This window comes from uncultured Roseibium sp., assembly GCF_963675095.2.
GTDB lineage: Bacteria > Pseudomonadota > Alphaproteobacteria > Rhizobiales > Stappiaceae > Roseibium.
In genome coordinates this window covers 126,211-152,838 of the sequence record NZ_CAXXSJ010000004.1, presented here as the reverse complement: position 1 = coordinate 152,838, position 26,628 = coordinate 126,211, and the positions used below count along the sequence as shown (strand labels likewise).

The following is a 26,628-nucleotide window of genomic DNA, read 5'->3' as shown; positions in this document are numbered from 1 at the left end:
CAGCCAAGTAACGGCTCGCAAGGGTTCGGAGACATCAGCGGTTCCGGCATCCGACATGACGCATATCGTTCTCGCGTTCGAAGACAACAGGCTCATCGGTGATCTCTTCGGCCAGTTCGACCAGAACCTCGCTCTGATCGAACAGCGGCTCGGCATCGATGCGGTTGCGCGCGGCAATCAGGTCACATTGAAGGGAAGCCACGCGGGCTGCGCCCAGGCACGCACCGCGCTGGAGGCACTGTATCAGCGCCTGCAGCAGGGCCACGAAGTTCATCCCGGAGATGTGGATGGCGCGCTGCGCATGGCGGCGGCCGCGGAAGCGCAATTGCCATTGCCGACCTTGGAGCCGAAGTCTCGTCTCGCCTTCGCGCAGATTTCCACCCGGCGCAAGACGATCGTCGCGCGAACGCCGACCCAGGATGCCTATATCCGCTCCATGGACCGCGCCGATCTTGTCTTTGGGACCGGGCCCGCCGGAACGGGCAAGACGTTTTTGGCCGTTGCCTACGCGGCAGCCCTGATCGAACGCGGCGATGCCGCGCGCCTGATCCTGTCCCGCCCGGCCGTGGAAGCGGGCGAACGCCTGGGCTTCCTGCCCGGCGACATGAAGGAAAAGGTCGATCCCTATCTGCGTCCGCTCTACGATGCGCTCTACGAAATGATGCCGCCGGAAAAGGTCGACCGCGGCCTGCAGTCGGGCATGATCGAGGTCGCACCGCTCGCCTTCATGCGCGGCCGCACGCTCTCCAACGCCGTGGTGCTGCTCGACGAGGCGCAGAACACCACATCGATGCAGATGAAGATGTTCCTGACCCGTCTTGGTGAGGGGTCTAAGATGATCGTTACCGGCGATCCGAGCCAGGTCGATCTGCCGCCGGGCCAGATGTCCGGCCTGCGTGAGGCGCTCTCGCTGCTCACGGACGTCGAAGGCGTGGCTCATGTGCGCTTTACCGAGGCCGATGTGGTCCGGCACGAACTCGTGGCCCGGATCGTGACGGCTTACGACAACGCCTCGCGCGAGGTGTTGCAGGAGCGCGAGCGCCGCCGGTCCGGCGAGGCGGATGCGGCACAATGACGGCGCAGGCGGCAGATCCGGAAAAGGCTCTGCCCGAAGGCTTCCAGATCGACCTCAGCATCGAGGCCGGTGACTGGCCGGAAGAAGCGGCGCTGGAAAGGCTGTGCACCCGTGCGATCGGCTCTGCCCTAAGTGTCGGGAAGCTGGAGGTTTTTCCGGGTTCCGAGGTGTCGCTGCTGTTCACGGACGATGCCTCGATCAGGGAATTGAACCGGCGCTGGCGCGAAAAGGACAAGCCGACCAATGTGCTGTCCTTTCCGGCAAGCGATCCGGAATGTGAAACTTATGGACCGATGCTCGGCGACATCGTTCTGGCAAGTGAAACCGTTCACCGCGAAGCGGACGAATTGGCAATTGAATTTGCCGATCACCTTACCCATCTGATTGTTCACGGAATTCTTCATCTTTTCGATTATGATCATCAGGAAGAAGACGAGGCCGAGGCGATGGAACAGCTTGAAAGGACGATCCTTGCAAGGCTGGATATTGCCGACCCCTATCAGGACAGGCCGCTACTTGCGGATGAGAATTGAGCCAGGCCATTTTGAGACGCCTAGATTCTAGATTGACGACATGACTGCTTCAGAAGCCCGAAGTCCCGAAACCTCTTCCGCGCCATTCGAAAGCGCGGCCAAGCAGGACGCCGAAGATCCGCAACAGAGCGGGCCGCCGAAGGCGGCGGCCATCTGGGATACGATCAGACGAATATTCGGCGTGCGCCGGGCGACCGGCAGCCTGCGGGAAAACCTCGAAGACGAACTGGCCCGCGAGGGCAGCGGCGACACGGCCTTTTCGCCGGAAGAACGCATGCTTCTCGGCAATATCCTGCGCCTGAGAGAACTGCGCGTCGACGATGTGATGATCCCCCGGGCGGATATCGATGCGGTGGAAAGCAGCTCCAGTCTCAGCCGCGTGATGGAGCTGTTTGAGGAAAGCAGTCATTCGCGCATGCCGGTCTATGAGGAAACCCTCGACGATCCGCGTGGCATGATCCACATCAAGGACCTGATGGCCTTCATCGCCGCGCGGGCATCCGTCGGTGAAGACAAGCCGGGCACGTCCGCTGAGGACGGCGAGGAAGCCCCGCCGCGCGGCCATAATCTGCGCGAACTGGATCTGTCCCGCGTCGATCTGTCAGGATCGCTGAAGGAAGCGGGCCTGATCCGCGAATTGCTGTTCGTGCCGCCGTCCATGCCCGCCACGGATCTGATGGCGAAGATGCAGGCGGACCGGATCCAGATGGCGCTGGTCATCGATGAATATGGCGGAACAGACGGTCTCGTCTCTCTGGAAGATCTCGTGGAAGAAGTCGTCGGCGATATCGAGGACGAGCACGACGAGGACGAGGAAGCGATGCTGGCGGAAACCGGGGACGGCGGCTGGATCGCCGATCCGAGGCTTCCGCTTGAGGAGCTCGACCAGACCTTGGGCACCCAATTCGCCACGGGCGAGATTTCCGAAGACGTCGACACGCTCGGCGGGTTGCTGTTCGTGTCGATCGGACGTGTGCCGGTACGCGGCGAACTCCTGGCCGCTCCCGGGCTGCCGGGGTACGAGTTCGAGGTGCTGGACGCGGATCCGCGCCGGATCAAGCGCCTGCGCATCCGCCGCCGCAAGCTCGACGGCAGACTGCCGGAGCAACGCAGGCGGGTGAAGAAACCCGATGCTCCGGCAAGTTCCGGACCACCGCCCGCAGAAGACTGAACGCCATTTCCCAACCGACGATCTTGCGTTCCGATCCGGGACTTGACCCCGGATTGTGTGCGGCGCAAAGCTCGGGTGCAGAGCGATTCGGCCGGGGACTGAAAGCGATGGAGCGTAGCCTTGGGGCTTTGATGGCGGTGCCCAACGCCTGCCTGCTTGCCTGGGGCTGGCGCAGACGTGGTCTGGCGTTCGTCGCGGGCGGCGTATCTGCATTCGCGCTCCCGCCCTATGGCTGGTTTCCCCTCCTCTTCGTGACCTTTCCGGCCTTTGTCTGGCTGTTGGACGGGGCGATTGAAACCGGTGTCCGGCAATCCATCCGTAGGCGTATCGTGTCCGGGTTTTCCATCGGCTGGTGGTTCGGGTTCGGATATTTTCTGGCCGGTCTGTGGTGGATCGGCAGCGCCTTCCTTGTCGAAGCCGACCGGTTTGCCTGGATGATACCCTTTGCGGTCCTGGCCATGCCCGTAGGGCTAGCGCTCTTCATCGCGGCCGGCACCGCGCTGGCTGCATTGTTCTGGACCGATCGCTGGAGCCGGGTTCTGGCGCTGGCGCTGTTCCTGTCGCTTGCCGACTGGGTGCGGGGCCATGTTCTGACGGGCTTTCCCTGGAACGCATTCGGCTACGCGTTCTCCAAGCCTCTGGTTCTGGCGCAGACGGCAAGCCTGATCGGCATCTATGGCCTGAGCTTTCTGGCGGTGCTGATCTTTGCCCTGCCGGCGGTCCTGGCCGATCACAGGCCATTGCGCGTCCGGATCTCCGGCCTCGCCGCCGCACTTTCGCTGCTTGCCGCAATGGCGGTCTTCGGCTTCGTTCGCCTTGATCTTGTCGCGGACCCGGGTTTCAGCGATGTGGATGTGCGTGTCGTCCAGCCGTCCATCGCCCAGACGGAGAAATGGGTGCCGGAGAACAAGGACTGGATCTTCGATACCTATCTGGACCTGACCTACAAGCCGCTTGGCGGAACCGCCCGGATCGGCCACGACCGGCTCATTATCTGGCCCGAATCCGCCGTTCCCTTCCTCCTGACTCACGAACCGGGAGCGCTTTACCGGATTTCGCAGGCGCTTCCGCCGCAGACCATGCTGATCACCGGCGCGATCCGGTTCGAGCGCTCGATCGACGGGCCGGCTTATTACAACAGCGTCTATCTGATCGATCCGCAAGGTGAGGTGCAGGACGTCTATGACAAGGTCCATCTTGTTCCGTTCGGCGAGTATCTGCCTTTGCGGCCGCTGCTCCAGCGTCTGGGACTGGAGCAGCTCGTGGACGCACCGGGAACGTTTCATGCGGGCCTCAGACACCGCGTCATGGTGCCGCAGACGGCCCCGTCGTTTCTGCCGCTGGTCTGCTACGAGGCGATCTTCCCGGATTTCGCAGGCGCTTCAGATGTCCGCCCGGGGTTCCTCTTGAATGTAACGAACGATGCCTGGTTCGGCGATACGCCGGGGCCGCGTCAGCATTTCGCCCAGGCCCGGATGCGGGCAATCGAGCAAGGCATCCCCCTCGTAAGAGCTGCAAACACCGGGATTTCCGCGGTCATAGACGCGAAAGGGCGGGTGCTCGATTTGCTGCCACTTATGTCCAGAGGCGTAATCGACAGCAGGTTACCCGAACGTTTACCCATGACAGTTTACGCAGGGTACGGTGACGTGATCTTTGTGATATTTTCAATTTTAAGTTTTGTTTTACTTTCAAAACATCGATACAACCCGGGTTCGCGTAAAAATTGATTTTTCTGCTTGGGGAATGTGAATACCTTGTGATACAACCGTGACATTGCTTCGGATGACGAAGCGCGGTGAAGCGTGCTTGTTGTGTCGGGATCACTTTGATCAAGTGCGTGGGGGTAGGTGCTTGTTCATCCGTTTCAAATGGAGAACTTGGCGGAAAACCGCCAATTAATAAAGAAAGACCAAAGACCCATGCCCAGCAAAAAGGCACCAAATCCGATTGATGTTCATGTTGGAAGCCGGGTTCGGCTTCGGCGCATGATGCTAGGAATGAGCCAGGAAAAGCTCGGAGAAGCTTTAGGCATCACGTTCCAGCAGATTCAGAAATACGAAAAAGGCACCAACCGGATCGGCGCAAGCCGCCTTCAGCACATCGCGACGATTTTGAAAGTGCCTGTTGCGTTCTTCTTCGAAGATGCGCCGGGTACGCCGGAAGAAGCCGAGGGCTTTGGCGAATCTCAACCCACGTCCTATGTGGTCGATTTCCTTTCCTCCTCCGAGGGCCTGTCACTCAACAAGGCCTTCGTCCGCATCGAAGACCCCAAAGTTCGCCGCAGAATTGTGGATCTGGTCCGTTCTTTGGCCGGTGACGACTAAGAAATTCGGGTTCGCGCTTGACGCGGGGAAGAACTTTCAGGATTGATGCGCATTGAAGCGGCGAGTTCATTCGCCGCTTCAATCATATTCATTCCCAGAAGGACGATAGCCAATGGCCCGTCAAGATTATCTCTTCACCTCTGAATCCGTGTCGGAAGGACATCCGGACAAAGTCTGCGATCGTATTTCCGATGCCGTTGTCGATGCATATCTGAGCGAAATGCCGGAAGCGCGTGTTGCCTGCGAAACGCTGGCAACAACGAACCGCATCGTGATCGCCGGCGAGACCCGTGGTCCGAACACCATTACCAAGGAATACATCGCGCATCTGGCCCGCATGGCGGTGAAGGATATCGGTTACGAGCAGGAAGGTTTCCATTGGGAGAACTGTGACGTCGCAGTTCACCTCCATGCCCAGTCCGCTCATATCGCGCAGGGCGTCGATGCGGCGGACAACAAGGACGAAGGCGCGGGCGACCAGGGCATCATGTTCGGTTACGCCTGCCGCGAGACACCGGAACTCATGCCGGCCCCGATCCTTTATTCCCACAAGATCCTGAAGACCCTCGCCGAAGCCCGTAAATACGGCAACGCCGGCGTTCTGGGTCCGGATGCCAAGAGCCAGGTCACCGTCCGTTACGCAGACGGCAAGCCGGTGGAAGTCACCTCCATCGTGCTCTCGACCCAGCACCTGGATGCGTCCATGACGTCCGACGACGTGCGCAAGGTGGTTGAACCCTACATTCGTGAAACGCTGCCCGCCGGCTGGATCACTGACGGCACCCAGTGGCACGTCAATCCGACCGGTGCCTTCGTCATCGGCGGACCGGACGGCGACTGCGGCCTGACCGGCCGCAAGATCATCGTCGACACCTATGGCGGTGCGGCTCCGCATGGCGGCGGTGCCTTCTCCGGCAAGGATCCGACCAAGGTTGACCGGTCGGCCGCCTATGCATCGCGCTATCTGGCCAAGAACGTCGTTGCCGCCGATCTGGCCGACAAGTGTACCATCCAGCTGTCCTACGCGATCGGTGTTGCCGAACCGCTGTCGGTCTATGTCGATCTGCACGGAACCGGCAACTGCGACGAAGCCAAGCTCGAAAAGGCTCTGCGTGACGTCATGGGGCTCACCCCGCGCCGTATTCGCGAGCATCTGAAGCTTAACAATCCGATCTACGAGCGCACCGCGGCTTACGGCCACTTCGGTCGTGACCCGGATGCGGACGGTGGGTTCTCCTGGGAAAAGACCGATCTGGTCAATGACCTGAAGACCGCTATGGGCTGAGGCCCGATCCGACGACAAGAATGGAAAGCGTTCCGCCGGCCCCGTTCAGGGCCGGCGGAACCGTATAGAGCCAAACCATGACCGATCGCTACGAAGGCGCCTTTTTCGGCCGGCGCAAGGGAAAACCGCTCAGCCCCAAGCGCAGCGCGCTGATGGAAAACGAGCTGCCCCGCCTGGGCCTGGACCTGACCGCCCCAGCACCGGAAGACCTTGCCACGCTGTTTACGGTGCCGGTGCGCGAGGTCTGGCTGGAAGTGGGCTTCGGTGGCGGTGAGCATCTTCTGCACCGCGCGCGTGAAAATCCGGATGTCGGCTTTATCGGCGTGGAGCCTTTCGTCGGCAGCATGGCGAAAGCCGTCACTGCGGTCGTAAGCGAGGGGATTGAGAACATCCGTCTTTATGACGACGATGCCGTCAATGTTCTTGACTGGCTGCCCGATGCGTCTCTGGATCTTGCCTATCAGCTTTACCCGGATCCCTGGCCCAAGAAGCGCCACTGGAAACGCCGCTTCGTCAATGCGGCGAACCTGGACCGTTATGCCCGGGTGTTGAAGCCGGGCTCTGAGTTCCGCTTCGCAAGCGACATCGATACCTATGTGGACTGGACCCTGCGCCACTGCCACGATCATGCGTCCTTCGAATGGACGGCGGAATGCGCCGACGATTGGCGCAGGCCCTGGGCCGGCTGGCCCGGCACGCGCTACGAGGCCAAGGCCCTGCGTGAAGGCCGGGTTCCGCGCTATTTGACTTTCAGACGGTCGATGACCACCTAAACGAGGGTTAGCCCTTGCGTTTTGCTGTTGTTTGACTGTATACAGTCGCTGTTTCACCTCAGTCGGCTCATATGGCGGTATTGAGAGTGGGCCCGCAGGGGACCCGCTCTTTTTTGCATACAGGGCTTGCTGAGATTGATCGGCGGAAGGCTGCGGACACGCGCCGGCTGCCGGTTTCTGTCCCGGCTCCTTTCTGGATTTACGGGATGTTGCAGGAGTAAGGCGTGAGCGCAAACGAAGCGAGAATCATAACGGAACAGGGGCTGGATGCCCGTGTGGCCGCTATTGTGGAGCCCGTGATCGAGGATCTCGGCTACCGCCTCGTGCGCACCATGATCAGCGCTGCCAACGGCTGCACGCTGCAGATCATGGCCGAACGCCCCGATGGCACCATGACCGTCGAGGACTGCGAAACCATCAGCCGGGCCGTTTCGCCGGCCCTGGATGTGGAAGATCCGATCAACCGGGCCTATCACCTGGAAATCTCGTCTCCGGGAATTGACCGGCCGTTGGTCCGTGCCGGCGACTTCGAGCGTTGGGCCGGCCATGAAGTGAAGGTCGAGCTCTCCGTGATGCTCGACGGCCGCAAACGGTTCCGAGGCACGCTCCTGGGCGTGAAGGACGGAGCGGCGCTCGTCCGCCTGTCGGATGCGCGCAAGGGCGAAGAGGATACTTTCGAACTGCCTCTGGAAGACATCGGCGAAGCCAAGCTGGTTCTGACGGATGATCTGATTACTGCTGCGCTGAAAGCGGAAAAGGCGGCTCTGGCCGCGCGGGGCGCGCAGATGGAAACTGAAAGCAAGGCCAACTGAGGAAGTGCCCTGCGCATTGGGGCTTCCGACTAAACAAAAGCGCGTCATGCGGAAAATGAGACGCGCAAGAGGAGTGGATTGAATGGCTATCAGCGCGAACCGGCTGGAATTGCTGCAAATCGCCGACGCGGTTGCCAGGGAAAAGTCGATCGACCGCAACATCGTCATCACGGCGATGGAGGATGCGATCCAGAAGGCTGCCCGGTCCCGCTACGGTACCGAGACGGAAGTGCGTGCCGAGATCAATGCCAAGACCGGTGAAATCCGTCTCCAGCGTCTCCTGCAGGTCGTAGAAGCGGTCGAAAATGTTTCGACCGAAATCTCCCTCGACGACGCCCGCGCCCGTAACCCGGAAGCAACTCTCGGCGATTTCATTGCCGAGCCGCTGCCGCCGCTCGATTTCGGCCGTATCGCGGCGCAGTCCGCCAAGCAGGTGATCGTGCAGAAAGTGCGCGAAGCCGAGCGTGACCGCCAGTACGAAGAATTCAAGGACCGGGTCGGCGAAGTCGTCAACGGCGTGGTCAAGCGGGCCGAATACGGCAACGTGATCGTGGATCTCGGCCGCGGCGAAGGCATTGTCCGCCGCGACGAACTGATCCCGCGCGAAGCGTTCCGCACCGGGGACCGTATCCGCGCCTATATCTACGACGTGCGCCGCGAGCAGCGCGGTCCGCAGATTTTCCTGTCGCGGACCCATCCGCAGTTCATGGCAAAGCTGTTTGCCCAGGAAGTGCCGGAAATCTACGACGGCGTCATCGAGATCAAGTCCGTTGCCCGCGATCCGGGATCGCGCGCGAAGATCGCCGTGATCTCCAAGGACAGCTCGATCGATCCGGTCGGCGCCTGTGTGGGGATGCGCGGCAGCCGCGTGCAGGCCGTGGTCGGCGAACTGCAGGGCGAGAAGATCGACATCATTCCGTGGAACGAGGATCCGGCGACCTTTATCGTCAACGCCCTCCAGCCCGCCGAAGTCGCCAAGGTCGTGCTTGACGAAGATGCGGAACGCATCGAGGTGGTGGTCCCGGACGAACAGCTTTCGCTCGCCATCGGCCGTCGCGGGCAGAACGTGCGTCTGGCGTCCCAGCTCACCGGCTGGGCCATCGACATCATGACCGAGCAGGAAGAATCCGAGCGTCGCCAGAAGGAATTCCAGGAACGCTCGCAGCTGTTCATGGATGCGCTCAACGTCGACGAGATGGTCGGCCAGCTGCTGGCCACCGAAGGCTTTACTTCCGTTGAGGAGGTGGCCTATGTCGACCTCGACGAAATCGCCATGATCGAAGGTTTCGACGAAGAAACGGCGGAAGAGATCCAGGCCCGTGCCCGCGATTATCTGGAAGAGCTCGAAGCGAACCTGGACAAGGAACGCATCGAACTCGGCGTTTCCGACGATCTGCGGTCCATCGACGGCATGACCACGGCGATGATGGTCGCTCTCGGCAAGGACGGCATCAAGACCATGGAAGACTTTGCCGGATGCGCGGCCGACGATCTGATCGGTTGGACCGAGCGTAAGGACGGGGAAACCAAACGGTTCGAGGGTTCCTTGAGCGGAATGGACCTGTCGCGGGCCGAAGCTGAAGCCATGGTGATGGCAGCGCGCGTTGCGGCTGGCTGGGTCACCGAGGAAGAACTGGCTGCAATGGCGGCCGAGGGCGAGGAAGAGGAAGCCGAGGAAATCGAGGCTGTCGAAACCGAAGCCGTGCCCGCGGGTGCAATTCTGAACGGCTGATCTGGCCGACCACAGGTTTCCGGGCCGGAGTGAGTGCGTGACGAAAAAGAACGAACCGACGGAGCGGCAATGTGCCGTGAGCCGCAAGGTACTTCCGGTGGATCGTTTGATACGCTTCGTTCTCGACCCGGAAGGCCGGGTGGTGCCGGATCTGAAACGCAGGCTCCCCGGACGGGGTGTCTGGATTACCGCGGCGCAGGACGTCGTTCGTGCCGCGGAAAAAGAGAAGAAACGGGTTTTCGGCAGGGGCTTCAAGTGTGAAGCTCGGGTTGAACCGGGACTTGCGGAGCAGATAGACGCTCTCATGGAAAAGAACGCCCTGCAGGCGTTGTCCATCACCCGCAAGGCCGGCGAGCTGGTAACCGGTTTTTCGAAAGTGGAAGCGGCTCTACGGCGCGACGAGGTCGCAGGGCTCATTCATGCCTCGGACGCAGCCGAGGATGGAATTCGCAAGCTGACGGCGGTGGCCGCCAGCCGATTTGACACTGTAAACGGACTTTCCGTCGTCCGTTTGTTCGATTCGACTCAATTGGATTTGGCATTGGGTCGGTCAAATGTGATACATGCTGCACTGCTTGCGGGGCCGGCGAGCGAAAACTTCCTGTCGCGAGTGCGCGAACTGGAAGCATTCCGGTCGAATTCCGCCGCAGACGAACAAGGCAACCCAGGCAGTGCGGTTGCGCAGGACTGAAGGCAATATGAACGATACGAAAAACCCAGGCGACAAGACAATCAGCGTTGAGCGCAAGACGCTCGGCCTCAAGCGGAGTGGTGGCGATCAGGGAACTGTTCGGCAGTCGTTCTCCCATGGCCGGACGAAGGCGGTCGTCGTTGAGAAGAAGAAGCGTCGCGTTGTGGTGCCCGGCCAGGAGCCGAAGGTCGAGCAGTCCGCACCTGTGGCCAAACGCCCCGACGAAGCGCCGGAAGCCCCGCGCGCCAGGCCGGCCGCAGAGGCGCCCCAGGCACCCCGCCGTGGCGGCGGCCAGCAGCGCCCGAAGGGCGGCAACGTCCTGCGGTCCCTGACCAAGGAAGAGGCCGAAGCACGCGCTGCCGCGCTCAAGATGGCCCAGGTCCGCGAAGTCGAGGAACGCAAGCAGGCCGAGATAGACGCCAAGCGGCGGGCCGAAGAGGACGCCCGCCGTAAGGTCGAGGAAGAAGCCCGGCGCAAGGTCGAGGAAGAAGAGCGCAAGAAGCGCGAGGAAGAAGAAGCCCGCGTTGCGGCCGAAAAGGCTGCAGCCGAAGCCCGCGTTGCGGCCGAAAAGCCTACCGATGCACCGGCTGCTGCTGCCTCCGCTTCCGAAGGAGCCAAGCCGGCCGAAGCCAAGACGGAAGCACGCCCTGCGCGTACCGACCGTCCGGCTGCGGCCCGTCCTGCTCGCGAGGAAGAAGAGAGCAGCGAAGAGGATCGGAACAAGGGTGGACTGCGTGCCGTCAAGCGCCAGAAACCGGCTCCCACTCCGGCCCGGACACGCGGTGGCGATGATCGCCGCCGGTCCAAGCTGACGATCTCTGCGGCAACCGGCGGGTCCGACGAGCAGCGTTCGCGTTCGCTTGCCTCGCTCCGCCGTCGCCGCGAAAAGGAAAAGCGCGGCAGCCAGCAGGTAGTCCGCGAGAAGATTGTGCGTGAGGTGATCCTGCCGGAAGCAATCACGATCCAGGAACTCGCCAACCGTATGGCCGAGCGTGCTGTCGACGTGATCAAGCTTCTCATGAAGCAGGGTCAGATGTTGAAGATCAACGACGTCATCGACGCGGACACGGCGGAACTAATCGCGGTCGAAATGGGCCACACGGTCAAGCGCGTATCGGAAGCCGATGTCGAGGAAGGTCTGTTCTCCACTGAGGACGCGGCTGAGAACCTGATGCCGCGGCCGCCGGTCGTGACCATCATGGGCCATGTCGACCACGGCAAGACCTCGCTGCTCGATGCGATCCGCAATTCCAAGGTGGTCACCGGGGAAGCCGGCGGCATCACCCAGCACATCGGCGCCTATCAGGTCGAGCAGGACGGCAACAAGATCACCTTCATCGATACGCCGGGCCACGCCGCGTTCTCGCAGATGCGTGCCCGTGGCGCGAAGTCGACCGATATCGTGATCCTGGTTGTGGCCGCCGATGACGGCGTGATGCCCCAGACCAAGGAAGCCATTGCCCACGCCAAGGCGGCTGACGCGCCGATCATTGTCGCGATCAACAAGATCGACAAGGTCGGTGCCGATCCGAACCGGGTGCGCACGGAGCTTCTGCAGGACGAAATCGTCGTGGAATCCATGGGTGGTGACGTCATCGACGTCGAGGTGTCCGCTCTGAAGGGCACCAACCTGGACAAGCTTCTGGAAATGATCCTGCTTCAGTCCGAAGTTCTCGAACTGAAGGCCAATCCGGATCGCAAGGCCGAAGGTATCGTGGTCGAAGCCCAGCTTGACCGCGGCCGCGGCCCGGTCGCGACCGTTCTGGTCCAGAAGGGCACCCTGCGTCCGGGCGATATCCTTGTCGCCGGCGCAGAATGGGGCCGCGTTCGTGCCATGCTCGACGAGGCAGGCAACCAGGTGGCCGAAGCCGGTCCGTCCAAGCCGGTCGAGGTCCTCGGTTTCCAGGGCACGCCGGAAGCCGGCGATATGGTGGCCGTGGTCGAGAACGAAGCCCGCGCGCGTGAGATCGTTGACTACCGTCAGCGCCAGATCCGCGAAAAGGCATCGGTGCTCGCCTCCGGCGCCCGTGGTTCGCTCGAGCAGATGATGAACCGCCTGCAGGAAACCGGCAAAAAGGAATTCCCGCTGGTTCTCAAGGGCGACGTGCAGGGATCGGTCGAAGCGATCTCCCATGCACTCAACGAGCTCGGTACCGACGAAGTCGCGGCGCGCATTCTGCTCGCAGGTGTCGGTGGCATCACCGAAAGCGATGTCACCCTGGCAACCGCGTCCAAGGCGCCGATCATCGGCTTCAACGTGCGCGCCAACAAGCAGGCCCGCGAAGCGGCAGCCCGCGAAGGCATCGAGATCCGCTACTACAACATCATCTACGACCTGGTGGATGACATCAAAGCGGCCATGTCCGGGCTTCTGTCGCCGGAGCGGCGGGAAACCTTCCTCGGCAACGCGGAGATCAAGGAAATCTTCCACATTTCCAAGGTCGGCAAGGTCGCGGGTTGTCTGGTTACCGAAGGTGTCGTGGAACGCGGCGCCAACGTTCGCCTCATTCGCGACGACGTCGTCATCCACGAAGGCCAGCTTGGCACGCTCAAGCGCTTCAAGGACGAGGTCAAGTCGGTCGAATCCGGTCAGGAATGCGGCATGAACTTCGTCAACTACCAGGACATGCGCCCCGGCGACATCATCGAATGTTTCCGTGTCGAGGAGATCGCCAGGACGCTCTAAGCGCCCGGCCGCATCGGAAATCGAACGCCGGCGTGATCCCAGACGATTACGCCGGCGTCTTCTATTTGAAAGTTGCCGCCGGCCTGTAGCCGGCAAGGATAGAAACAATGTCGAGACATCATGGACATGGACCGAAGGGGCCGTCGCAGCGCCAGTTGCGCGTCGGCGAACTGGTCCGCAAGGAACTGTCCGATATTCTGACCCGCGGCGAACTATCGGATCCGGACCTGGAAGGTGTCATCGTCACCGTTCCCGAAGTGCGCATGACGCCGGATCTCCGTCTTGCCACCTGCCTGGTCATGCCGCTTGGTGGCGGCGAAGGCGAGAAGGTCGAAAAGGCGCTCAACCGCTCGGCCAAGTTCCTGCGCGGTCTGGTGGCGCGCCGGATGACCATGAAATACATGCCGGATCTGCGCTTCGTGCTCGATACCCGGTTCGACGACGACGACCGGATCGAGACCCTGCTGCATACGCCGACTGTGGCGCGCGACCTGGATCACGACGGCGACTGACCGCCAACACTTTATTCAACGGAACAGACATGGCGCGGCAAAAGGCACGCAAGAACCGGAACGCCATCAACGGTTGGCTTGTGCTCGACAAGCCCTATGGCATCACGTCCAACGACGCGCTCGGCAAGATCAAGCGCATCCTGCATCCGCAGAAGGTCGGCCACGCCGGCACGCTCGATCCCCGCGCCACAGGCTGCCTGCCGCTGGCGTTCGGCGAAGCGACCAAGACGGTGTCCTTCGTCATGGATGGCCGCAAGATCTACCGCTTCGAGGTGACCTGGGGCGCGGAAACCAATACCGACGATACGGAAGGTGAGGTCGTGGCGACCTCCGACGTGCGTCCGGACGCCGATGCGATCCGTGCGGTTCTGGCCGACTTCACCGGCACGATCATGCAGGTGCCGCCGGCTTTTTCCGCCATCAAGGTCGATGGCGAGCGGGCCTACGATCTGGCCCGCGACGGCGAGACGGTCGAACTGGAAGCCCGTCCGATCGACGTCCACCGGCTCGATCTGGTGGAATGCCCCGACGAAAACAGGGCCGTGTTCGAGGCCGAATGCGGCAAGGGCACCTATGTGCGCGCACTGGCCCGCGACATGGGCCGGCGTCTGGGCACCCGCGGTCACGTCACCGACCTGCGCCGGCTGCTGGTCGGCCCCTTCGGCGAAGACGACATGGTCACCCTCGACGAACTGGTCCAAGCGGCCGAAGAGTTGGAAGAGGGCGAGGGCATCGAGGCGCTGGTCGAGGAGTTCGTCCTGCCCGTCCGCGAGGCCATGGATAACCTGGAAGAGATCGTCGTCTCCCTGGAAGACGCGGCCAAGATCCGCAAGGGCATGGCCGTGCTCCTGCGCGGCCGGTCCGCGCCGCTCGCCTGCGAGGCGGCCTTCGCCAGCCACGCCGGTGTACCCGTCGCGCTCGGATCCATCGACAAGGGCCGCTTCCAGCCGAGCCGGGTGTTCAATCTTTGAAAACCACGGCCTGGAAGGCTCCTTAAAAAGAACTGGTAATGGCGGGCGTTTTCCGCCATATATCGCCGCCATTGGGCCTCAGGGCTCAATCCGTTCGTACCAACCTTTGCTGACCGACATCTCGGCTCTGGTGACGGTGCGGATCGGGCCGGTTTTCCGGCAATCCCGAAACGCCGGGTTTTCCCGGCCGCATCTTTGAAAGGAAAGAGCGATGTCGATTACTGCTGAGCGTAAAGCTGAGTTGATGAAGGAATATGCGACCAAGGAAGGTGATACCGGTTCTCCGGAAGTCCAGGTCGCAATCCTGACCGAGCGGATCAATAACCTGACGGAACACTTCAAGGCCCACGGCAAGGACAATCACTCCCGCCGCGGTCTCCTGAAGATGGTGGCTTCGCGCCGCTCGCTGCTTGACTACGTCAAGGGCAAGAGCGAAGAGCGCTATCAGTCCCTGATCCAGCGTCTTGGCGTTCGCCGCTAAGAAGTAAGGTTGAAACAAACGCGGCGGGTGGATTTGCCCGCCGCGTTTGACTATAGGAAGTCTCGTGACGGTCATGGGGCAGGATTGCCGGCCGCTTTCGTAATCCAGGAAGCAGCTTGTCGTCTTGCCCGTGGCTTGTCCGATCGGTAACCGGCCCGTACGGGGCCGACCGATGATATGTCCTTGCGCAACTGAAGGAATGTCTGCGCAGACGGACAAAGCTGTAAGGAAAGATGATGTTTGATATTCATCGTGTAGAAGTCGAGTGGGGCGGTCGTCCTCTCGTCCTCGAAACGGGCAAGATCGCCCGTCAGGCCGATGGCGCCGTGATGGCGACCTACGGCGAAACCAAGGTGCTGGCGACGGTCGTTTCCGCCAAGCAACCGAAGCCGGGCCAGGATTTCTTCCCGCTGACCGTGAACTACCAGGAAAAGGCTTTCGCCGCCGGCAAGATCCCGGGCGGCTACTTCAAGCGTGAAGGCCGTCCGTCCGAGCACGAGACCCTGACCTCGCGCCTGATCGACCGTCCCATCCGTCCGCTGTTCGCCGATGGCTACAAGAACGAGACCCAGGTCGTCATCACCGTGCTCTCCCACGACATGGAGAATGCACCGGACATCCTGGCGATGGTCGCCTCCTCCGCAGCGCTGACGCTTTCCGGCGTTCCCTTCATGGGCCCGATCGGCGGCGCGCGCGTCGGCTTCATCAATGGCGAATATGTTCTGAACCCGCTGGTTGACGACATGCCGGAATCCTCTCTCGACCTGGTCGTCGCCGGTACGGTCGATGCGGTTCTGATGGTTGAGTCCGAAGCCAAGGAACTCGACGAAGACACCATGCTCGGCGCTGTGATGTTCGGTCACCGCGGTTTCCAGCCGGTGATCGATGCGATCATCAAGCTGGCCGAAGCCGCCGCCAAGGAGCCGCGTGACTTCTCCATGCCCGATCATTCCGCTCTCTACGAGCAGATCAAGGGCATGGCTGCCGAAGAGCTGAAGGCGGCTTACGCCATCACCGCCAAGACCGAACGCAAGAACGCGGTCGATGCGGTCAAGGCCAAGGTCGTCGAAGCGCTGATCACCAATGGCGGTGAAGATGCTCCGGAAGCCACCGTTCTCGGCGGCGAGTTCAAGAAGCTGGAAGCCGAAATCGTCCGCGGCGCCATTCTCGACACCGGGTCTCGTATCGACGGCCGTGACCTCTCGACGGTTCGCGCGATTTCTTCCGAAGTCGGCATCCTGTCCCGTGCCCACGGCTCCGCGCTGTTCACCCGCGGTGAAACCCAGGCACTGGCGGTCGCCACCCTCGGCACCGGCGAAGACGAACAGTTCGTTGATGCGCTCGAAGGCACCTACAAGTCCCATTTCATGCTGCATTACAACTTCCCGCCCTATTCGGTCGGTGAAGCAGGCCGCATGGGTTCTCCCGGACGCCGCGAAATCGGTCATGGCAAGCTTGCATGGCGCGCCATCAACCCGATGCTGCCGGCCCACCACGATTTCCCGTACACGCTGCGCGTCGTCTCCGAAGTGACCGAATCCAACGGTTCGTCTTCCATGGCGACCGTCTGTGGCACCTCGCTGGCCCTCATGGACGCCGGCGTGCCGCTGAAGGCACCGGTGGCCGGTATCGCCATGGGCCTGATCAAGGAAGGCGACCGTTTCGCCGTTCTGTCCGATATTCTCGGTGACGAGGATCATCTCGGCGACATGGACTTCAAGGTGGCCGGTTCCGCCAACGGCATCACCTCGCTGCAGATGGACATCAAGATCCAGGGCATCACCGAGGAGATCATGAAGGTCGCTCTCGGCCAGGCCAAGGACGGCCGCGTGCACATTCTCGGCGAAATGGCCAATGCCATCACCGAAGCCCGCTCTGAGCTCGGCGAACATGCACCGCGCATCGAAGTGATGAAGATTCCGGTCGACAAGATCCGTGAAGTCATCGGTTCCGGCGGCAAGGTCATCCGCGAAATCGTGGAAAAGACCGGCGCCAAGGTGAACATCGAGGACGACGGCACCGTCAAGATCGCCTCTGCAGACGGCAAGGCGATCAAGGCAGCGGTCAACTGGATCAACTCCATCGCCGCCGAACCGGAAGTGGGCATGATCTACGAAGGTACGGTCGTGAAATGCGTCGACTTCGGTGCATTCGTGAACTTCTTCGGCGCCAAGGACGGTCTGGTCCACATCTCCCAGATCGCTCCGCGCAAGGTCGCCAAGGTCACCGACGTGATCAAGGAAGGCGACAAGGTCTGGGTCAAGCTGATGGGCTTCGACGAGCGCGGCAAGGTGCGCCTGTCCATGAAGGTCGTCGACCAGGAGACCGGCAAGGAAATCGAGAAGGGCGAAGAAGACTAAGCGTCTTCCCGGAATTCTCGGGCAATTTCAGGCGGGGTGGGGACCGGTGGTTCCCGCCCCGCTTTTTGTTTATGCACCAGCCGTGTTGCGTCCCCTTGCGAAGCTGCTATACCCCAAGCCGAAAAGGCATGAGAGGTGAAGCATGAGCGAAATGCGCCTTGTCGTCGTAGGGGCCGCCGGACGGATGGGACGGGCCCTGGTCCGCGCCGTTTGCGAGGCCGAAGGGGCCCGGTTGACCGCTGCGATCGAGCGTCCGGGATCCGAGTTCCTGGGCCAGGATGCGGGCGAGCTTGCAGGCGTCGGCACGCTGGACATTCCGGTGACCGACGACGCGCTGACGGCCTTTGCGGCCAGCGACGGGGTTCTGGACTTCACCGCACCCGCCGCATCGCTCACCTTTGCCGAACTTGCAGCCCAGGCGCGGATCGTTCATGTGATCGGCACCACCGGCTGGGCCGAGGGCGAGGAGACGCCGCTTCACGCGGCCGCCCGCCATGCGCGCATCGTCAAGTCGGGCAACATGAGCCTAGGCGTCAATCTGCTGGCGGCGCTGGTCAAGAAGGCTGCCCAGGCATTGGATGCGGATTTCGACATCGAAGTCCTGGAAATGCACCACAAGCACAAGGTGGATGCGCCGTCCGGCACGGCCCTGCTTCTGGGGGAAGCGGCAGCCGACGGACGCGGTATCGACCTTGCCGATCATTCCGTCCGTTCCCGTGATGGCATCACCGGTCCACGCAAGGCGGGTGATATCGGCTTTGCGACCCTGCGCGGCGGTTCGGTCATCGGCGAACATTCGGTGATTTTCGCAGGTGAGGGAGAGCGGATCGAACTCACCCACCGCGCCGAGGACAGGCAGCTTTTCGCCCGCGGCGCGGTCAAGGCCGCCCTCTGGGGTTTCGACAAGAAACCCGGTTTCTACTCCATGGCCGACGTGCTCGGCCTGAACGATTGATCCCTTAGACAGGAGACCTGACCATGGATCGCCTCTTGGTGCTCGTTCGCCACGGTCAAAGCGAATGGAATTTGAAGAACCTTTTCACCGGCTGGAAAGATCCCGGTCTCACGGAAAAGGGTGTTGCGGAAGCCAAGAAGGCCGGTGAGCAGCTGCGCGACCTGAAGCTGACCTTCGACATCGCCTTCACCTCGGACCTGAGCCGTGCGCAGAAGACGCTGGACCTGATCCTGGCCGAACTGGGACAGACCGGTCTGGAAACCATCAAGGACCAGGCGCTCAACGAACGGGATTACGGCGATCTGACCGGCATGAACAAGGACGAGGCGCGCAAGGAATTCGGCGAGGACCAGGTCCACATCTGGCGCCGGTCGTTCGATGTCCCACCTCCGGGCGGCGAGAGCCTGAAAATGACCGCCGAGCGGGTTCTGCCCTACTACCGCAGCGAAATCCTGCCGCGGGTCCTGCGGGGCAAGCGCACCATCGTCGCCGCCCATGGCAACTCCCTGCGCGCCCTGATCATGGAAATGGAAAAGCTCACCCCGGAACAGATCCTGCAACGGGAACTCGGCACCGGCACGCCGATCATCTACCGCCTCAACGAGGACGGGGAAGTCATCAGCGTGGAAGATCTGGCCGCCTGAGATCGCGGTCGAAGCCGGATTTCGCCGCCAATTCTGTCGTGTGAACTGATAACACCGGTCCCCCTTGAACCTGTCTCCCCCCTTGCGGGGGAGATGTCACCGGAGGTGACAGAGGGGGGGTAGCAGCGGTGGCATCAAATTCTGACGATGCTTTGATATGCAGAGAGGTCGAACACCCCCCTCTGTCCGCGATTGCGGACATCTCCCCCTCAAGGGGGGAGAAGGGTGCAAGCGGCATGACTTTCCGGACGATGGATAAGTGGAGAACCGGCGATTTGCCCGGACTGCGAGGCGGCCTTACGGGCCGCCTCATTTGTTTTGGCTGTTTGGCCTGATCAGACTTCGAACCCGGCCTGGCCGGCGATCTGCTTCAGGGCCGTTTCCGGGCGGGCGCCCACGTGGCCGATAACGTTTGCCGCGCACAGGCAGCCGAGTTCCGCGGCCGACTTGAGATCGTAGTCGCGCGCAAGGCCGAACAGGAAGCCGGAGGCGAACAGGTCGCCGGCCCCGGTCAGATCTACCACGTCGTCGATCTTCTGGGCGGTGACCTTGACGGTTTCTTCCCGGGTGATTGCCATGGCGCCGTTCTCGCCCAGGGTCAGGGCCGTCAGCGCACCGCTTTCGCGGGCGGCAGCAATCGCGGTGTCGAGATCAGCGGTCTCGTAGAGCGCCTTGATCTCGTGCTCGTTGGCGAACATCACGTCGACGACGCCGTCACGCAAAAGCCCGGTGAATTCCGCGCGATAACGGTCGACGCAGAAGGAATCGGACAAGGTGATCCCGACCTTGCGGCCGTTGGCATGGGCGATCTTCGCGGCTTCCAGAAACGCCTTCTTGGCCTCTGCCGGATCCCAGAGATAGCCTTCCATGTAGGTGATGGCCGAGGCCGCGACCACGTCCGGATTCACGTCGGCCGGGCCGAATTCCACGCAGGCGCCCAGATAGGTGTTCATGGTGCGCTCGCCGTCCGGCGTGATCAGGATCATCGAGCGGGCAGTCGGCGTGCCGCCATTGAGGCGCGGGGTCTCGAAATGGACGCCGGTTCCCTTCATGTCGTGGGCGTAGCTGTCGCCGAGCTCATCGGCGGCCACCTTGCCGAAAAAGGCGGGCGTACCGCCGAGAGAGGCAATACCGGCCGCCGTGTTGCCGGCGCTGCCCCCGGAGACACGCACCGTCTGGCCCATCTTGTCATAGAGCCGCACCGCTTCTTCCGTGTCGATCAGGCGCATGGAGCCCTTGATCAGATCTTCCCTAACGAGGAAATCTTCTTCCACATGGGCAAAGACGTCGCAAATGGCGTTGCCGATACACAGGGCATCAAAACGGAGTTCGGTCATGAGCTGCTTTCTGTAATTGGATTTTGGAGCCTGGGTCGAATCAGGTCTGGGGGCTGGGCCTGAGGGCCCGGTTGGCTTCCGGCTCCCGGATTTTTTCCCGGAACGGGCTTGCGCAATAAACGCCGAGCATCTTGAACTCGGCGCAGAAGAACTTCAGTTCCTCAAGCGCCAGTGCAACCGACTTGTCGTCCGGGTGGCCTTCGATATCCGCATAGAACATGGAGGCGAAGAACTGGCCTTCGAGTTGATAGGATTCCAGCTTGGTCATGTTCACGCTGTTGGTGGCAAAGCCGCCGAGCGCCTTGTAGAGCGCGGCCGGCACGTTGCGCACGCGGAAGATGAAGGTCGAAATGATCGGCTGGCCGGTGTTGGCCGCGACCAGCTTCTCCCTGGACAGGATCAGGAACCGCGTCGTGTTGTAGTCGGCGTCTTCGACGTTATGGCGCAGGATGTCGAGCCCGTAGATATCCGCCGCCATTTCGGGGGCAAGGGCCGCCGCGGTCAGGTCGTTGCGTTCCGCGATCTGGCGTGCGGAGCCGGCCGTATCGGCGCCGATCACCGGGGCAAGGCCCAGCTCGCGGATCACATTGCGGCATTGGCCGAGCGCCATGACGTGGCTCTGGACGCTCTTCAGATCCTCGATCTTGGCCCCCTTGGGCGCCATGAGCTGAAACCGGATCGGCAGGAAGTATTCGCCGATGATATTCAGACTGGAGCGCGGCAGCAGATGATGGATATCCGCGACCCGTCCAGCCACGGAATTTTCCACCGGGATCATGCCGAGATCGGCATCGCCGTTCTCGATGGCGGCAAAGCAGTCTTCGAAAGTCGCGCAGGGAATGGCTTCGTAATCGGGATATACATTGCGGCAGGCCGTATGGGAGTTGGCTCCCACTTCGCCCTGGAACACGATTTTCTTACGATCAGACATTTGCTTCTTTCTTTCAGACCCCGGCCGCGACGGCCGCTCTTGCCCGTTCCAGATCCTCTGGTGTGTTAACGTCCATCGGCGCGCTGTCAATGATCGATACATCGATACGCATGCCGGCTTCCAGTGCGCGCAGCTGTTCCAGCTTTTCCCGAAGCTCCAGCGGAGACGGCGGCAGGGAGACGAACCGTTCCAGCGCCGCCCGGCGATAGGCATAGACGCCGATATGCTGGTACACGGGGCCGGGACCGCTTGGCGCGGTCGCACGGGTAAAATAGAGCGCGCGATTGGCGCCGGTGTGAGTGAGCGTCGTCACCGCCTTCACGAAACTCGGATCGTCGCGGAAACGCTCGTCCCGGATTTCGGTCATGATGGTGCCGATATCGACGGTCTCGTCCGCAAGCGGGTTGAAAGCGGCGCGAAGCGCGGCCGGCTCGATCAGGGGGACGTCGCCCTGCAGGTTGAGAATGACGTCGTGCTCGCTGGTCGGGTCGACCAGGTTGGCGGCCTCGTGGATCCGGTCGGAGCCGGATTCGTGATCGGCCCGTGTCATGACCGCCTCGCCGCCGTGCGCCTTGACGGCTGCAGCGATGTCAGGATCGTCGCAGGCGACCACGACCGGTCCGATAGCGGCATTCTGCGCCTGCTCCAGAACACGAACGATCATGGGTTTGCCGCAGATGTCCGCCAGCGGCTTGCGCGGCAAACGGGTTGCCCCCAGCCGTGCAGGAATAATAACGAGTGCAGAATTCAAGGACGCTTCTCCGCTTTGGCCCGCATTTTTGCGATCTTGATGCCGGTGAAAGACGCGTAGAGCATAGCTGGCGCCATGGTCAAGCCGCTTTCGCCTGTAAGGTCGGGTCCCGTCGGGTGCCGAAATGCAATCTTTTGAATTGCCCGATGCAGGCGGCAGTCGGTGCCGAATAACGTGTCCGACGATCCTCTCGCGCCTGCATTGTCCTCTTGTCCACGTCCTTGTATTGTTCGGTGCGAGGCATCGGATGGGCGCGAAATACACGCCGGAACATGCCGTCCGCCGACTTTTCCCATGTACTTCATCCGAAAGTTTTGGCCGGGACCTCTGATACCTATGGACAGCGAGGTCAAAAAATTTGTAGGTTCCGCACAAATTTAAAGCTGAAATGGGTTCGTAATAGATGTTACGGATCAGGACGCGTCTTAGCTTGGAGCCGGAGAGAATGGATTCCTTCACGCTTAACAAGATCGCTGGTGCGGTTTTGATGGTTCTTCTTCTGACAATGGGTGTCGGAATTGTATCTGATGTCATTTTCGAGCCGACGATCCCGGGTAAGCCCGGATATGAAATCGTTGTCTCGAGCGAAGCGGATTCAACTCCTTCTGCAGAAGCCGTGCCGGAAGTTGTGCCGATCAGCGAACGGCTTGCCGCAGCATCGGCTGAATCCGGCGAGAAGGTCTTCAAGAAGTGCGCTGCCTGCCACACGGTGGAAGAAGGCGGTGCCAACAAGGTCGGACCGGCACTTTGGGACGTGATTGGCCGCAAGCCCGCCGCCCACGAGGGCTTCGGCTATTCGGCAGCCATGACCGCTTACGCCGGGGAGCATGATGCGTGGACGTTTGAAACGCTCGACCATTTCCTGGAAAAGCCGAAAGATTATATCAACGGGACCGCGATGGGCTTTGCCGGCCTGCGCAAGCCTGAAGACCGGGCGGACCTGATCGTCTATCTGCGGGAACAGGCTTCGAACCCGGTCCCGCTTCCCGCGGAATAATTTGCCCGCAATACAAGGCTTTACGCCGACTTCAGATTGGAAAGCCGCGCTTCAAAAGCGTGGCTTTCTTTGTTCTATCTGAAATAATTTTTAACGTTTCTAGGCAATTCTATCGTTACGTAAACTTCGGAGTTGACGAGCGAAAGGCGGATGCGTTTATGGGAGTGAAAACCGCCCGGATGTTTTCCATGCCCCATTCGAAGGGGTTGTGGGTGGCGGCGGCCGTAGCAGTTTGCAGCCTCATCGGCGGCTTTCTGATAACCTCTCATGTCGCCGGTCTGGTCGAGGACGTCATCGCCGCGCAGCACCAGCAAAAGGCGTTGGCCAAGCTGTCTGAAGCGCGCACCCGTCTCGAGGGACAGGTCGGTGCGGCGATTTCGCTGGGCAAGGGCCTCAGGGGCTATGTCATCCAGGACGAACTCACTCAGGAAGAGTTTTCCAAGTTCGGTTCCGAACTGATCGACGATGTTCCCTTTATCCGCTCCCTGGGCCTGGCGCCGGACAATGTCGTCAAGTTCATCTATCCCTATCAAGGCAACGAAGCTGCTGTCGGACTGGATTACCAATCGGTTCCGGGGCAATGGCCGTCGGTCCAAAAGGCGATGGAGAGCCGGTCCAGTATCCTGTCCGGTCCGGTCGAGATGGTTCAGGGCGAGCGCCACATGATGGTCCGCGTTCCCGTGCTTCCGCCGGCCTATCCGAAACAGCCGATCGCGGAGCGCCCCTATTGGGGTCTCGCCACCCTGGTTCTCGATGAGAACGCCCTGTTTCAGGCTGCCGGCCTGAGCGAACGCGCCGATGGTTATCGGTTCGCGATCATATCGTCGAGGCAATCCGCTTCCGGACCGGACCTGATTTTTGGCGACAGCGAATTGGTGTACAGCGATGCCGTCAGTCTCCCGCTGGTCCTTCCCGGCGACAACAAGTGGGAAATCCTGAGTTATCCTGTCGGCGGCTGGTCGACCGTCAGCAAGGAAGTCTGGATGACCCGCCTGCTGGGCGTGATCGTTACGCTGATCATATCGACCATGGCGTTCCTGCTCATACAGGAAGTCGCCAAGGTCCGGGCCATGGCCCTGCGTGATCCTTTGACCGGACTGGCCAACCGTCGTCTTCTGGAAGATCGGATGGAACAGCTCGTCGCCATTTCCGACCGCAACGGATCCGGCTTCGAGATTTTCTATCTGGACCTGGATGCCTTCAAACCGATCAACGACAGCTACGGCCATGCGGTCGGAGACAAAGTGCTGATGGAAATCGGATATCGCCTGCAATTCCAGACACGACAGACCGACACGGTCGCGCGGGTGGGTGGCGACGAATTCATCGTTCTGGCGCCGGGCGCAATGAAAGAGGACGAGCGCCAGGGCTTCCTCAAGCGGTTGATGGATCAGATCTGTCAGGATTTCACCCTTCCCGGCGCCACGATCGGCCTGTCGGCAAGCATCGGGTTCGCCAGCTATCCGAAGGAAGCCGGCACCATCGAGGACCTGCTCCGGATCGCCGACGCGCGCATGTATAATCAGAAATCAACGCGCTCTGTCGCGTCACAGCCGGCCGCTCTGGCAACCCAGACCGGTTAAATTTCTGTCATGTTGCCCATGAACGGGTGACGGCGCCCGTGTTGCTCCCTAGTATCCGATTATGCACCCGGCACCGCATGTGGCGTGTTTCGGGAAACGATCAGTCTTGCGGAGGAAGGCATGCCGGGTAGACAACCGAAGCGGCAACAGTGGCTCTGGACCATGCGGGCGGGAATGCTTGCCTGCTGCGCCGTCCTTGCGATGGGCCTGGCGTCCACGCTGGCCCAGGCGGAGGAGCCTGAATGGCATCACGCGACCGCATTGACCGGCACTCCGAAATATGGCCCGGATGTGAAGCACTTCGACTACGTCAATCCGGATGCGCCGAAGGGCGGGAAGGTGCGCCTGTCGGATATGGGCGGCTTCGATACCTTCAATATCATTCTTCCGAAGGGGAACCCAGCACCCGGCATTGGACTGATCTATGACAGTCTGATGGAGTCGTCCTTTGATGAATTGAATATCAGCGCCGGATACGGCGTGATTGCCGATGCACTGCGCTATCCCGATGATTTTTCCTGGGTCGAATACCGTATCAACCCGAAGGCACGCTGGCATGACGGCGTGCCCATCACCGCGGAAGATGTCGTCTGGTCGTTTGAAAAAGTGGTGGAGCTCAATCCGCAACGGAAATTCTATTACCACAATGTCGTCAGCGCGAAGGCATTGTCCGGAAACATTGTCCGGTTCGAGTTTGACACCGCGAACAATCGTGAGCTGCCACATATTGTCGGCCAGCTGACGGTGCTGCCCAAGCACTGGTGGGAAGGCACCAATGACAAAGGCGAGAAGCGCGATATTGCGAGCGGATTGCAGGAGGCGCCTCTCGGTTCCGGGCCCTACAGGATCAGGGATTTCGAGTTTAACCGTCAGGTCACCTATGAGCGTGTGGACGACTATTGGGGAAGTGATCTGCCCATTCGGGTCGGTACCAGCAATTTCGACGAAATTCGCTATGATTCCTACCGTGACAGCGCGGTCCTCCTGGAGGCTTTCAAGGCGGATCAATATGATTGGCGCGTGGAAAACGTCGCAAAGAATTGGGCGACAGCCTATGACTTTCCGGCCGTTAAGGAAGGAAAGGTGATCCTGGAAACCTTCCCGGACAAGGCAACAGGACGGATGCAGGCATTCGTGCCCAACCTGCGCCGGGAAAAGTTTCAGGACGAACGTGTCAGAAGGGCGCTCAATCTGGCGTTCGATTTTGAGTCCACCAACCGGACGGCCTTCTACGACCAGTACAAGCGGATATCGTCCTTCTTTGCCGGAACCGAGCTCGCACAATCAGGACTTCCCCAGGGCAAGGAACTGGAAATTCTGGAAAGTGTTCGGGACCTGATCCCGCCGGAAGTGTTCACCAAGCCATACGAGAATCCGGTCAACGGCGACCCGCAGAAACTACGGGCCAACCTGCGCGAAGCGCTCAAACTGCTGTCCGAGGCCGGTTACAAGCTGGACGGACGGAAGCTTGTGAATGCGAAGACCGGTGAACCGTTCACGATCGAGTTCATTGCCCAGGATCCGAGTGCGGAACGCTATGTCCTGCCTTACGCCAAGAACCTCAAGCTTATCGGTATCCAGATGACCATGCGGGTTCTCGACACGCCTCAATATATCAACCGGGTGCGTAGCCGGGATTTCGATATGACGACCCTTGGCTGGGGCGAAAGCCTGTCACCGGGGAACGAACAGCGGGAGTACTGGGGCTCGACCGCCGCAGACAACCAAAGCTCACAGAACTATGCGGGCATCAAGGATCCTGGTGTTGACGCGTTGATCGACAAGGTGATCTATGCCAAGGACCGGGACGAACTGGTTGCCGCCACCCGGGCGCTCGACCGGGTGCTGATGTTCCACAATTTCGTGATCCCGCAGTGGTACCTGGATATCGACCGGACCGCCCGCTGGGACCGTTTCGGCCATCCTGACAATATTCCCGAATATACGAACGGCTTTCCGACCATCTGGTGGTACGACGAAGCCAAAGCTGCCAAGACCGGGACGCCGAAGTGACGGAATTT

General features: G+C 61.1%; 23 protein-coding genes. 20 read left to right on the top strand and 3 right to left on the bottom strand.

Features of this window, described 5'->3' with window-relative positions:
* Positions 1–55: 55 nt before the first annotated feature.
* The 17 genes from ABIN98_RS02405 to ABIN98_RS02325 all read left to right on the top strand — a co-directional run bounded on the left by ABIN98_RS02405 (position 56) and on the right by ABIN98_RS02325 (position 19,008).
* Positions 56–1,075 carry a PhoH family protein gene (locus ABIN98_RS02405; RefSeq protein WP_346907062.1) on the top strand — a complete coding sequence of 340 codons (1,020 nt, stop codon included), beginning with the start codon at positions 56–58 and terminating at the stop codon, positions 1,073–1,075.
* Complete coding sequence (gene ybeY / locus ABIN98_RS02400) at positions 1,072–1,608, top strand: rRNA maturation RNase YbeY (protein ID WP_346907060.1); 537 nt, start codon at positions 1,072–1,074, stop codon at positions 1,606–1,608. The genes ABIN98_RS02405 and ybeY overlap by 4 nt, the downstream gene beginning before the upstream one ends.
* A gap of 40 nt (positions 1,609–1,648) precedes the next feature.
* Entirely contained in the window at positions 1,649–2,779 is a 1,131-nt protein-coding gene (locus ABIN98_RS02395; protein WP_346907058.1) for a hemolysin family protein, read from the top strand.
* Between the two features lie 107 nt (positions 2,780–2,886).
* The gene (gene lnt / locus ABIN98_RS02390) at positions 2,887–4,509 is read left to right on the top strand and encodes an apolipoprotein N-acyltransferase (RefSeq protein WP_346907056.1); all 1,623 of its coding nucleotides are present in this window, start codon (positions 2,887–2,889) and stop codon (positions 4,507–4,509) included.
* A gap of 192 nt (positions 4,510–4,701) precedes the next feature.
* The gene (locus tag ABIN98_RS02385) at positions 4,702–5,106 is read left to right on the top strand and encodes a helix-turn-helix domain-containing protein (RefSeq protein WP_190292948.1); all 405 of its coding nucleotides are present in this window, start codon (positions 4,702–4,704) and stop codon (positions 5,104–5,106) included.
* A 112-nt stretch (positions 5,107–5,218) separates the two neighbouring features.
* Positions 5,219–6,391 (top strand): methionine adenosyltransferase, encoded by a 1,173-nt coding sequence (gene metK / locus ABIN98_RS02380; RefSeq protein ID WP_346907054.1) that lies wholly within the window; start codon positions 5,219–5,221, stop codon positions 6,389–6,391.
* 77 nt (positions 6,392–6,468) lie between these two features.
* Entirely contained in the window at positions 6,469–7,164 is a 696-nt protein-coding gene (locus ABIN98_RS02375) for a tRNA (guanine(46)-N(7))-methyltransferase TrmB (protein WP_346907052.1), read from the top strand.
* Positions 7,165–7,388: 224 nt separating this feature from the next.
* Entirely contained in the window at positions 7,389–7,976 is a 588-nt protein-coding gene (gene rimP, locus ABIN98_RS02370) for a ribosome maturation factor RimP (RefSeq protein ID WP_346907050.1), read from the top strand.
* Positions 7,977–8,058: 82 nt separating this feature from the next.
* Positions 8,059–9,708 (top strand): transcription termination factor NusA, encoded by a 1,650-nt coding sequence (nusA, locus tag ABIN98_RS02365; RefSeq protein WP_346907048.1) that lies wholly within the window; start codon positions 8,059–8,061, stop codon positions 9,706–9,708.
* A 37-nt stretch (positions 9,709–9,745) separates the two neighbouring features.
* Positions 9,746–10,399 (top strand): RNA-binding protein, encoded by a 654-nt coding sequence (locus ABIN98_RS02360; RefSeq protein ID WP_346907046.1) that lies wholly within the window; start codon positions 9,746–9,748, stop codon positions 10,397–10,399.
* 7 nt (positions 10,400–10,406) lie between these two features.
* Positions 10,407–13,085, top strand: coding sequence for a translation initiation factor IF-2 (infB, locus tag ABIN98_RS02355; protein ID WP_346907044.1), 2,679 nt, complete (start codon positions 10,407–10,409; stop codon positions 13,083–13,085).
* 107 nt (positions 13,086–13,192) lie between these two features.
* Complete coding sequence (gene rbfA, locus ABIN98_RS02350) at positions 13,193–13,597, top strand: 30S ribosome-binding factor RbfA (RefSeq protein ID WP_346907042.1); 405 nt, start codon at positions 13,193–13,195, stop codon at positions 13,595–13,597.
* A gap of 29 nt (positions 13,598–13,626) precedes the next feature.
* A complete protein-coding gene (gene truB / locus ABIN98_RS02345) occupies positions 13,627–14,568 on the top strand; it encodes a tRNA pseudouridine(55) synthase TruB (RefSeq protein ID WP_346907040.1) in 942 nt (313 codons plus the stop codon).
* A gap of 211 nt (positions 14,569–14,779) precedes the next feature.
* The gene (gene rpsO / locus ABIN98_RS02340; protein WP_346907038.1) at positions 14,780–15,049 is read left to right on the top strand and encodes a 30S ribosomal protein S15; all 270 of its coding nucleotides are present in this window, start codon (positions 14,780–14,782) and stop codon (positions 15,047–15,049) included.
* Positions 15,050–15,285: 236 nt separating this feature from the next.
* Positions 15,286–17,409: a polyribonucleotide nucleotidyltransferase gene (gene pnp / locus ABIN98_RS02335; RefSeq protein ID WP_346907185.1), complete on the top strand. Its 2,124-nt coding sequence runs from the start codon at positions 15,286–15,288 to the stop codon at positions 17,407–17,409.
* A gap of 142 nt (positions 17,410–17,551) precedes the next feature.
* Complete coding sequence (dapB, locus tag ABIN98_RS02330) at positions 17,552–18,364, top strand: 4-hydroxy-tetrahydrodipicolinate reductase (protein ID WP_346907036.1); 813 nt, start codon at positions 17,552–17,554, stop codon at positions 18,362–18,364.
* Between the two features lie 23 nt (positions 18,365–18,387).
* Positions 18,388–19,008 (top strand): 2,3-bisphosphoglycerate-dependent phosphoglycerate mutase, encoded by a 621-nt coding sequence (locus ABIN98_RS02325; RefSeq protein WP_346907034.1) that lies wholly within the window; start codon positions 18,388–18,390, stop codon positions 19,006–19,008.
* A 335-nt stretch (positions 19,009–19,343) separates the two neighbouring features.
* Here the strand turns inward: ABIN98_RS02325 and ABIN98_RS02320 are convergent, their stop codons facing one another.
* From ABIN98_RS02320 to ABIN98_RS02310, 3 genes are read right to left on the bottom strand one after another with little or no spacing between them, the layout of a single operon-like run.
* The gene (locus ABIN98_RS02320) at positions 19,344–20,345 is read right to left on the bottom strand and encodes an adenosine kinase (protein ID WP_346907033.1); all 1,002 of its coding nucleotides are present in this window, start codon (positions 20,343–20,345) and stop codon (positions 19,344–19,346) included.
* 40 nt (positions 20,346–20,385) lie between these two features.
* The gene (locus ABIN98_RS02315; protein ID WP_346907031.1) at positions 20,386–21,276 is read right to left on the bottom strand and encodes a prephenate dehydratase; all 891 of its coding nucleotides are present in this window, start codon (positions 21,274–21,276) and stop codon (positions 20,386–20,388) included.
* Positions 21,277–21,289: 13 nt separating this feature from the next.
* A complete protein-coding gene (locus ABIN98_RS02310; RefSeq protein WP_346907029.1) occupies positions 21,290–22,027 on the bottom strand; it encodes a 3-deoxy-manno-octulosonate cytidylyltransferase in 738 nt (245 codons plus the stop codon).
* Between the two features lie 445 nt (positions 22,028–22,472).
* On the opposite strand from ABIN98_RS02310, the gene ABIN98_RS02305 reads away from it, so the two are divergent.
* The 3 genes from ABIN98_RS02305 (at position 22,473) to ABIN98_RS02295 (ending at position 26,620) form a co-directional block, all read left to right on the top strand.
* Complete coding sequence (locus ABIN98_RS02305) at positions 22,473–23,024, top strand: cytochrome c family protein (RefSeq protein ID WP_346907027.1); 552 nt, start codon at positions 22,473–22,475, stop codon at positions 23,022–23,024.
* Positions 23,025–23,182: 158 nt separating this feature from the next.
* Positions 23,183–24,607: a diguanylate cyclase gene (locus tag ABIN98_RS02300; RefSeq protein WP_346907025.1), complete on the top strand. Its 1,425-nt coding sequence runs from the start codon at positions 23,183–23,185 to the stop codon at positions 24,605–24,607.
* A gap of 120 nt (positions 24,608–24,727) precedes the next feature.
* Positions 24,728–26,620, top strand: coding sequence for an extracellular solute-binding protein (locus ABIN98_RS02295; protein WP_394701404.1), 1,893 nt, complete (start codon positions 24,728–24,730; stop codon positions 26,618–26,620).
* Positions 26,621–26,628 lie beyond the last annotated feature (8 nt).

Bases quoted from the DNA above. Each gene is read 5' to 3' on its own strand.
- ABIN98_RS02405 (WP_346907062.1), top strand. From the start codon at position 56: ATGACGCATATCGTTCTCGCGTTCGAAGACAACAGGCTCATCGGTGAT.
- ybeY (WP_346907060.1), top strand. From the start codon at position 1,072: ATGACGGCGCAGGCGGCAGATCCGGAAAAGGCTCTGCCCGAAGGCTTC.
- ABIN98_RS02395 (WP_346907058.1), top strand. From the start codon at position 1,649: ATGACTGCTTCAGAAGCCCGAAGTCCCGAAACCTCTTCCGCGCCATTC.
- lnt (WP_346907056.1), top strand. From the start codon at position 2,887: ATGGAGCGTAGCCTTGGGGCTTTGATGGCGGTGCCCAACGCCTGCCTG.
- ABIN98_RS02385 (WP_190292948.1), top strand. From the start codon at position 4,702: ATGCCCAGCAAAAAGGCACCAAATCCGATTGATGTTCATGTTGGAAGC.
- metK (WP_346907054.1), top strand. From the start codon at position 5,219: ATGGCCCGTCAAGATTATCTCTTCACCTCTGAATCCGTGTCGGAAGGA.
- ABIN98_RS02375 (WP_346907052.1), top strand. From the start codon at position 6,469: ATGACCGATCGCTACGAAGGCGCCTTTTTCGGCCGGCGCAAGGGAAAA.
- nusA (WP_346907048.1), top strand. From the start codon at position 8,059: ATGGCTATCAGCGCGAACCGGCTGGAATTGCTGCAAATCGCCGACGCG.
- infB (WP_346907044.1), top strand. From the start codon at position 10,407: ATGAACGATACGAAAAACCCAGGCGACAAGACAATCAGCGTTGAGCGC.
- rbfA (WP_346907042.1), top strand. From the start codon at position 13,193: ATGTCGAGACATCATGGACATGGACCGAAGGGGCCGTCGCAGCGCCAG.
- truB (WP_346907040.1), top strand. From the start codon at position 13,627: ATGGCGCGGCAAAAGGCACGCAAGAACCGGAACGCCATCAACGGTTGG.
- rpsO (WP_346907038.1), top strand. From the start codon at position 14,780: ATGTCGATTACTGCTGAGCGTAAAGCTGAGTTGATGAAGGAATATGCG.
- pnp (WP_346907185.1), top strand. From the start codon at position 15,286: ATGTTTGATATTCATCGTGTAGAAGTCGAGTGGGGCGGTCGTCCTCTC.
- dapB (WP_346907036.1), top strand. From the start codon at position 17,552: ATGAGCGAAATGCGCCTTGTCGTCGTAGGGGCCGCCGGACGGATGGGA.
- ABIN98_RS02325 (WP_346907034.1), top strand. From the start codon at position 18,388: ATGGATCGCCTCTTGGTGCTCGTTCGCCACGGTCAAAGCGAATGGAAT.
- ABIN98_RS02320 (WP_346907033.1), bottom strand. From the start codon at position 20,345: ATGACCGAACTCCGTTTTGATGCCCTGTGTATCGGCAACGCCATTTGC.
- ABIN98_RS02315 (WP_346907031.1), bottom strand. From the start codon at position 21,276: ATGTCTGATCGTAAGAAAATCGTGTTCCAGGGCGAAGTGGGAGCCAAC.
- ABIN98_RS02305 (WP_346907027.1), top strand. From the start codon at position 22,473: ATGGATTCCTTCACGCTTAACAAGATCGCTGGTGCGGTTTTGATGGTT.
- ABIN98_RS02300 (WP_346907025.1), top strand. From the start codon at position 23,183: ATGGGAGTGAAAACCGCCCGGATGTTTTCCATGCCCCATTCGAAGGGG.
- ABIN98_RS02295 (WP_394701404.1), top strand. From the start codon at position 24,728: ATGCCGGGTAGACAACCGAAGCGGCAACAGTGGCTCTGGACCATGCGG.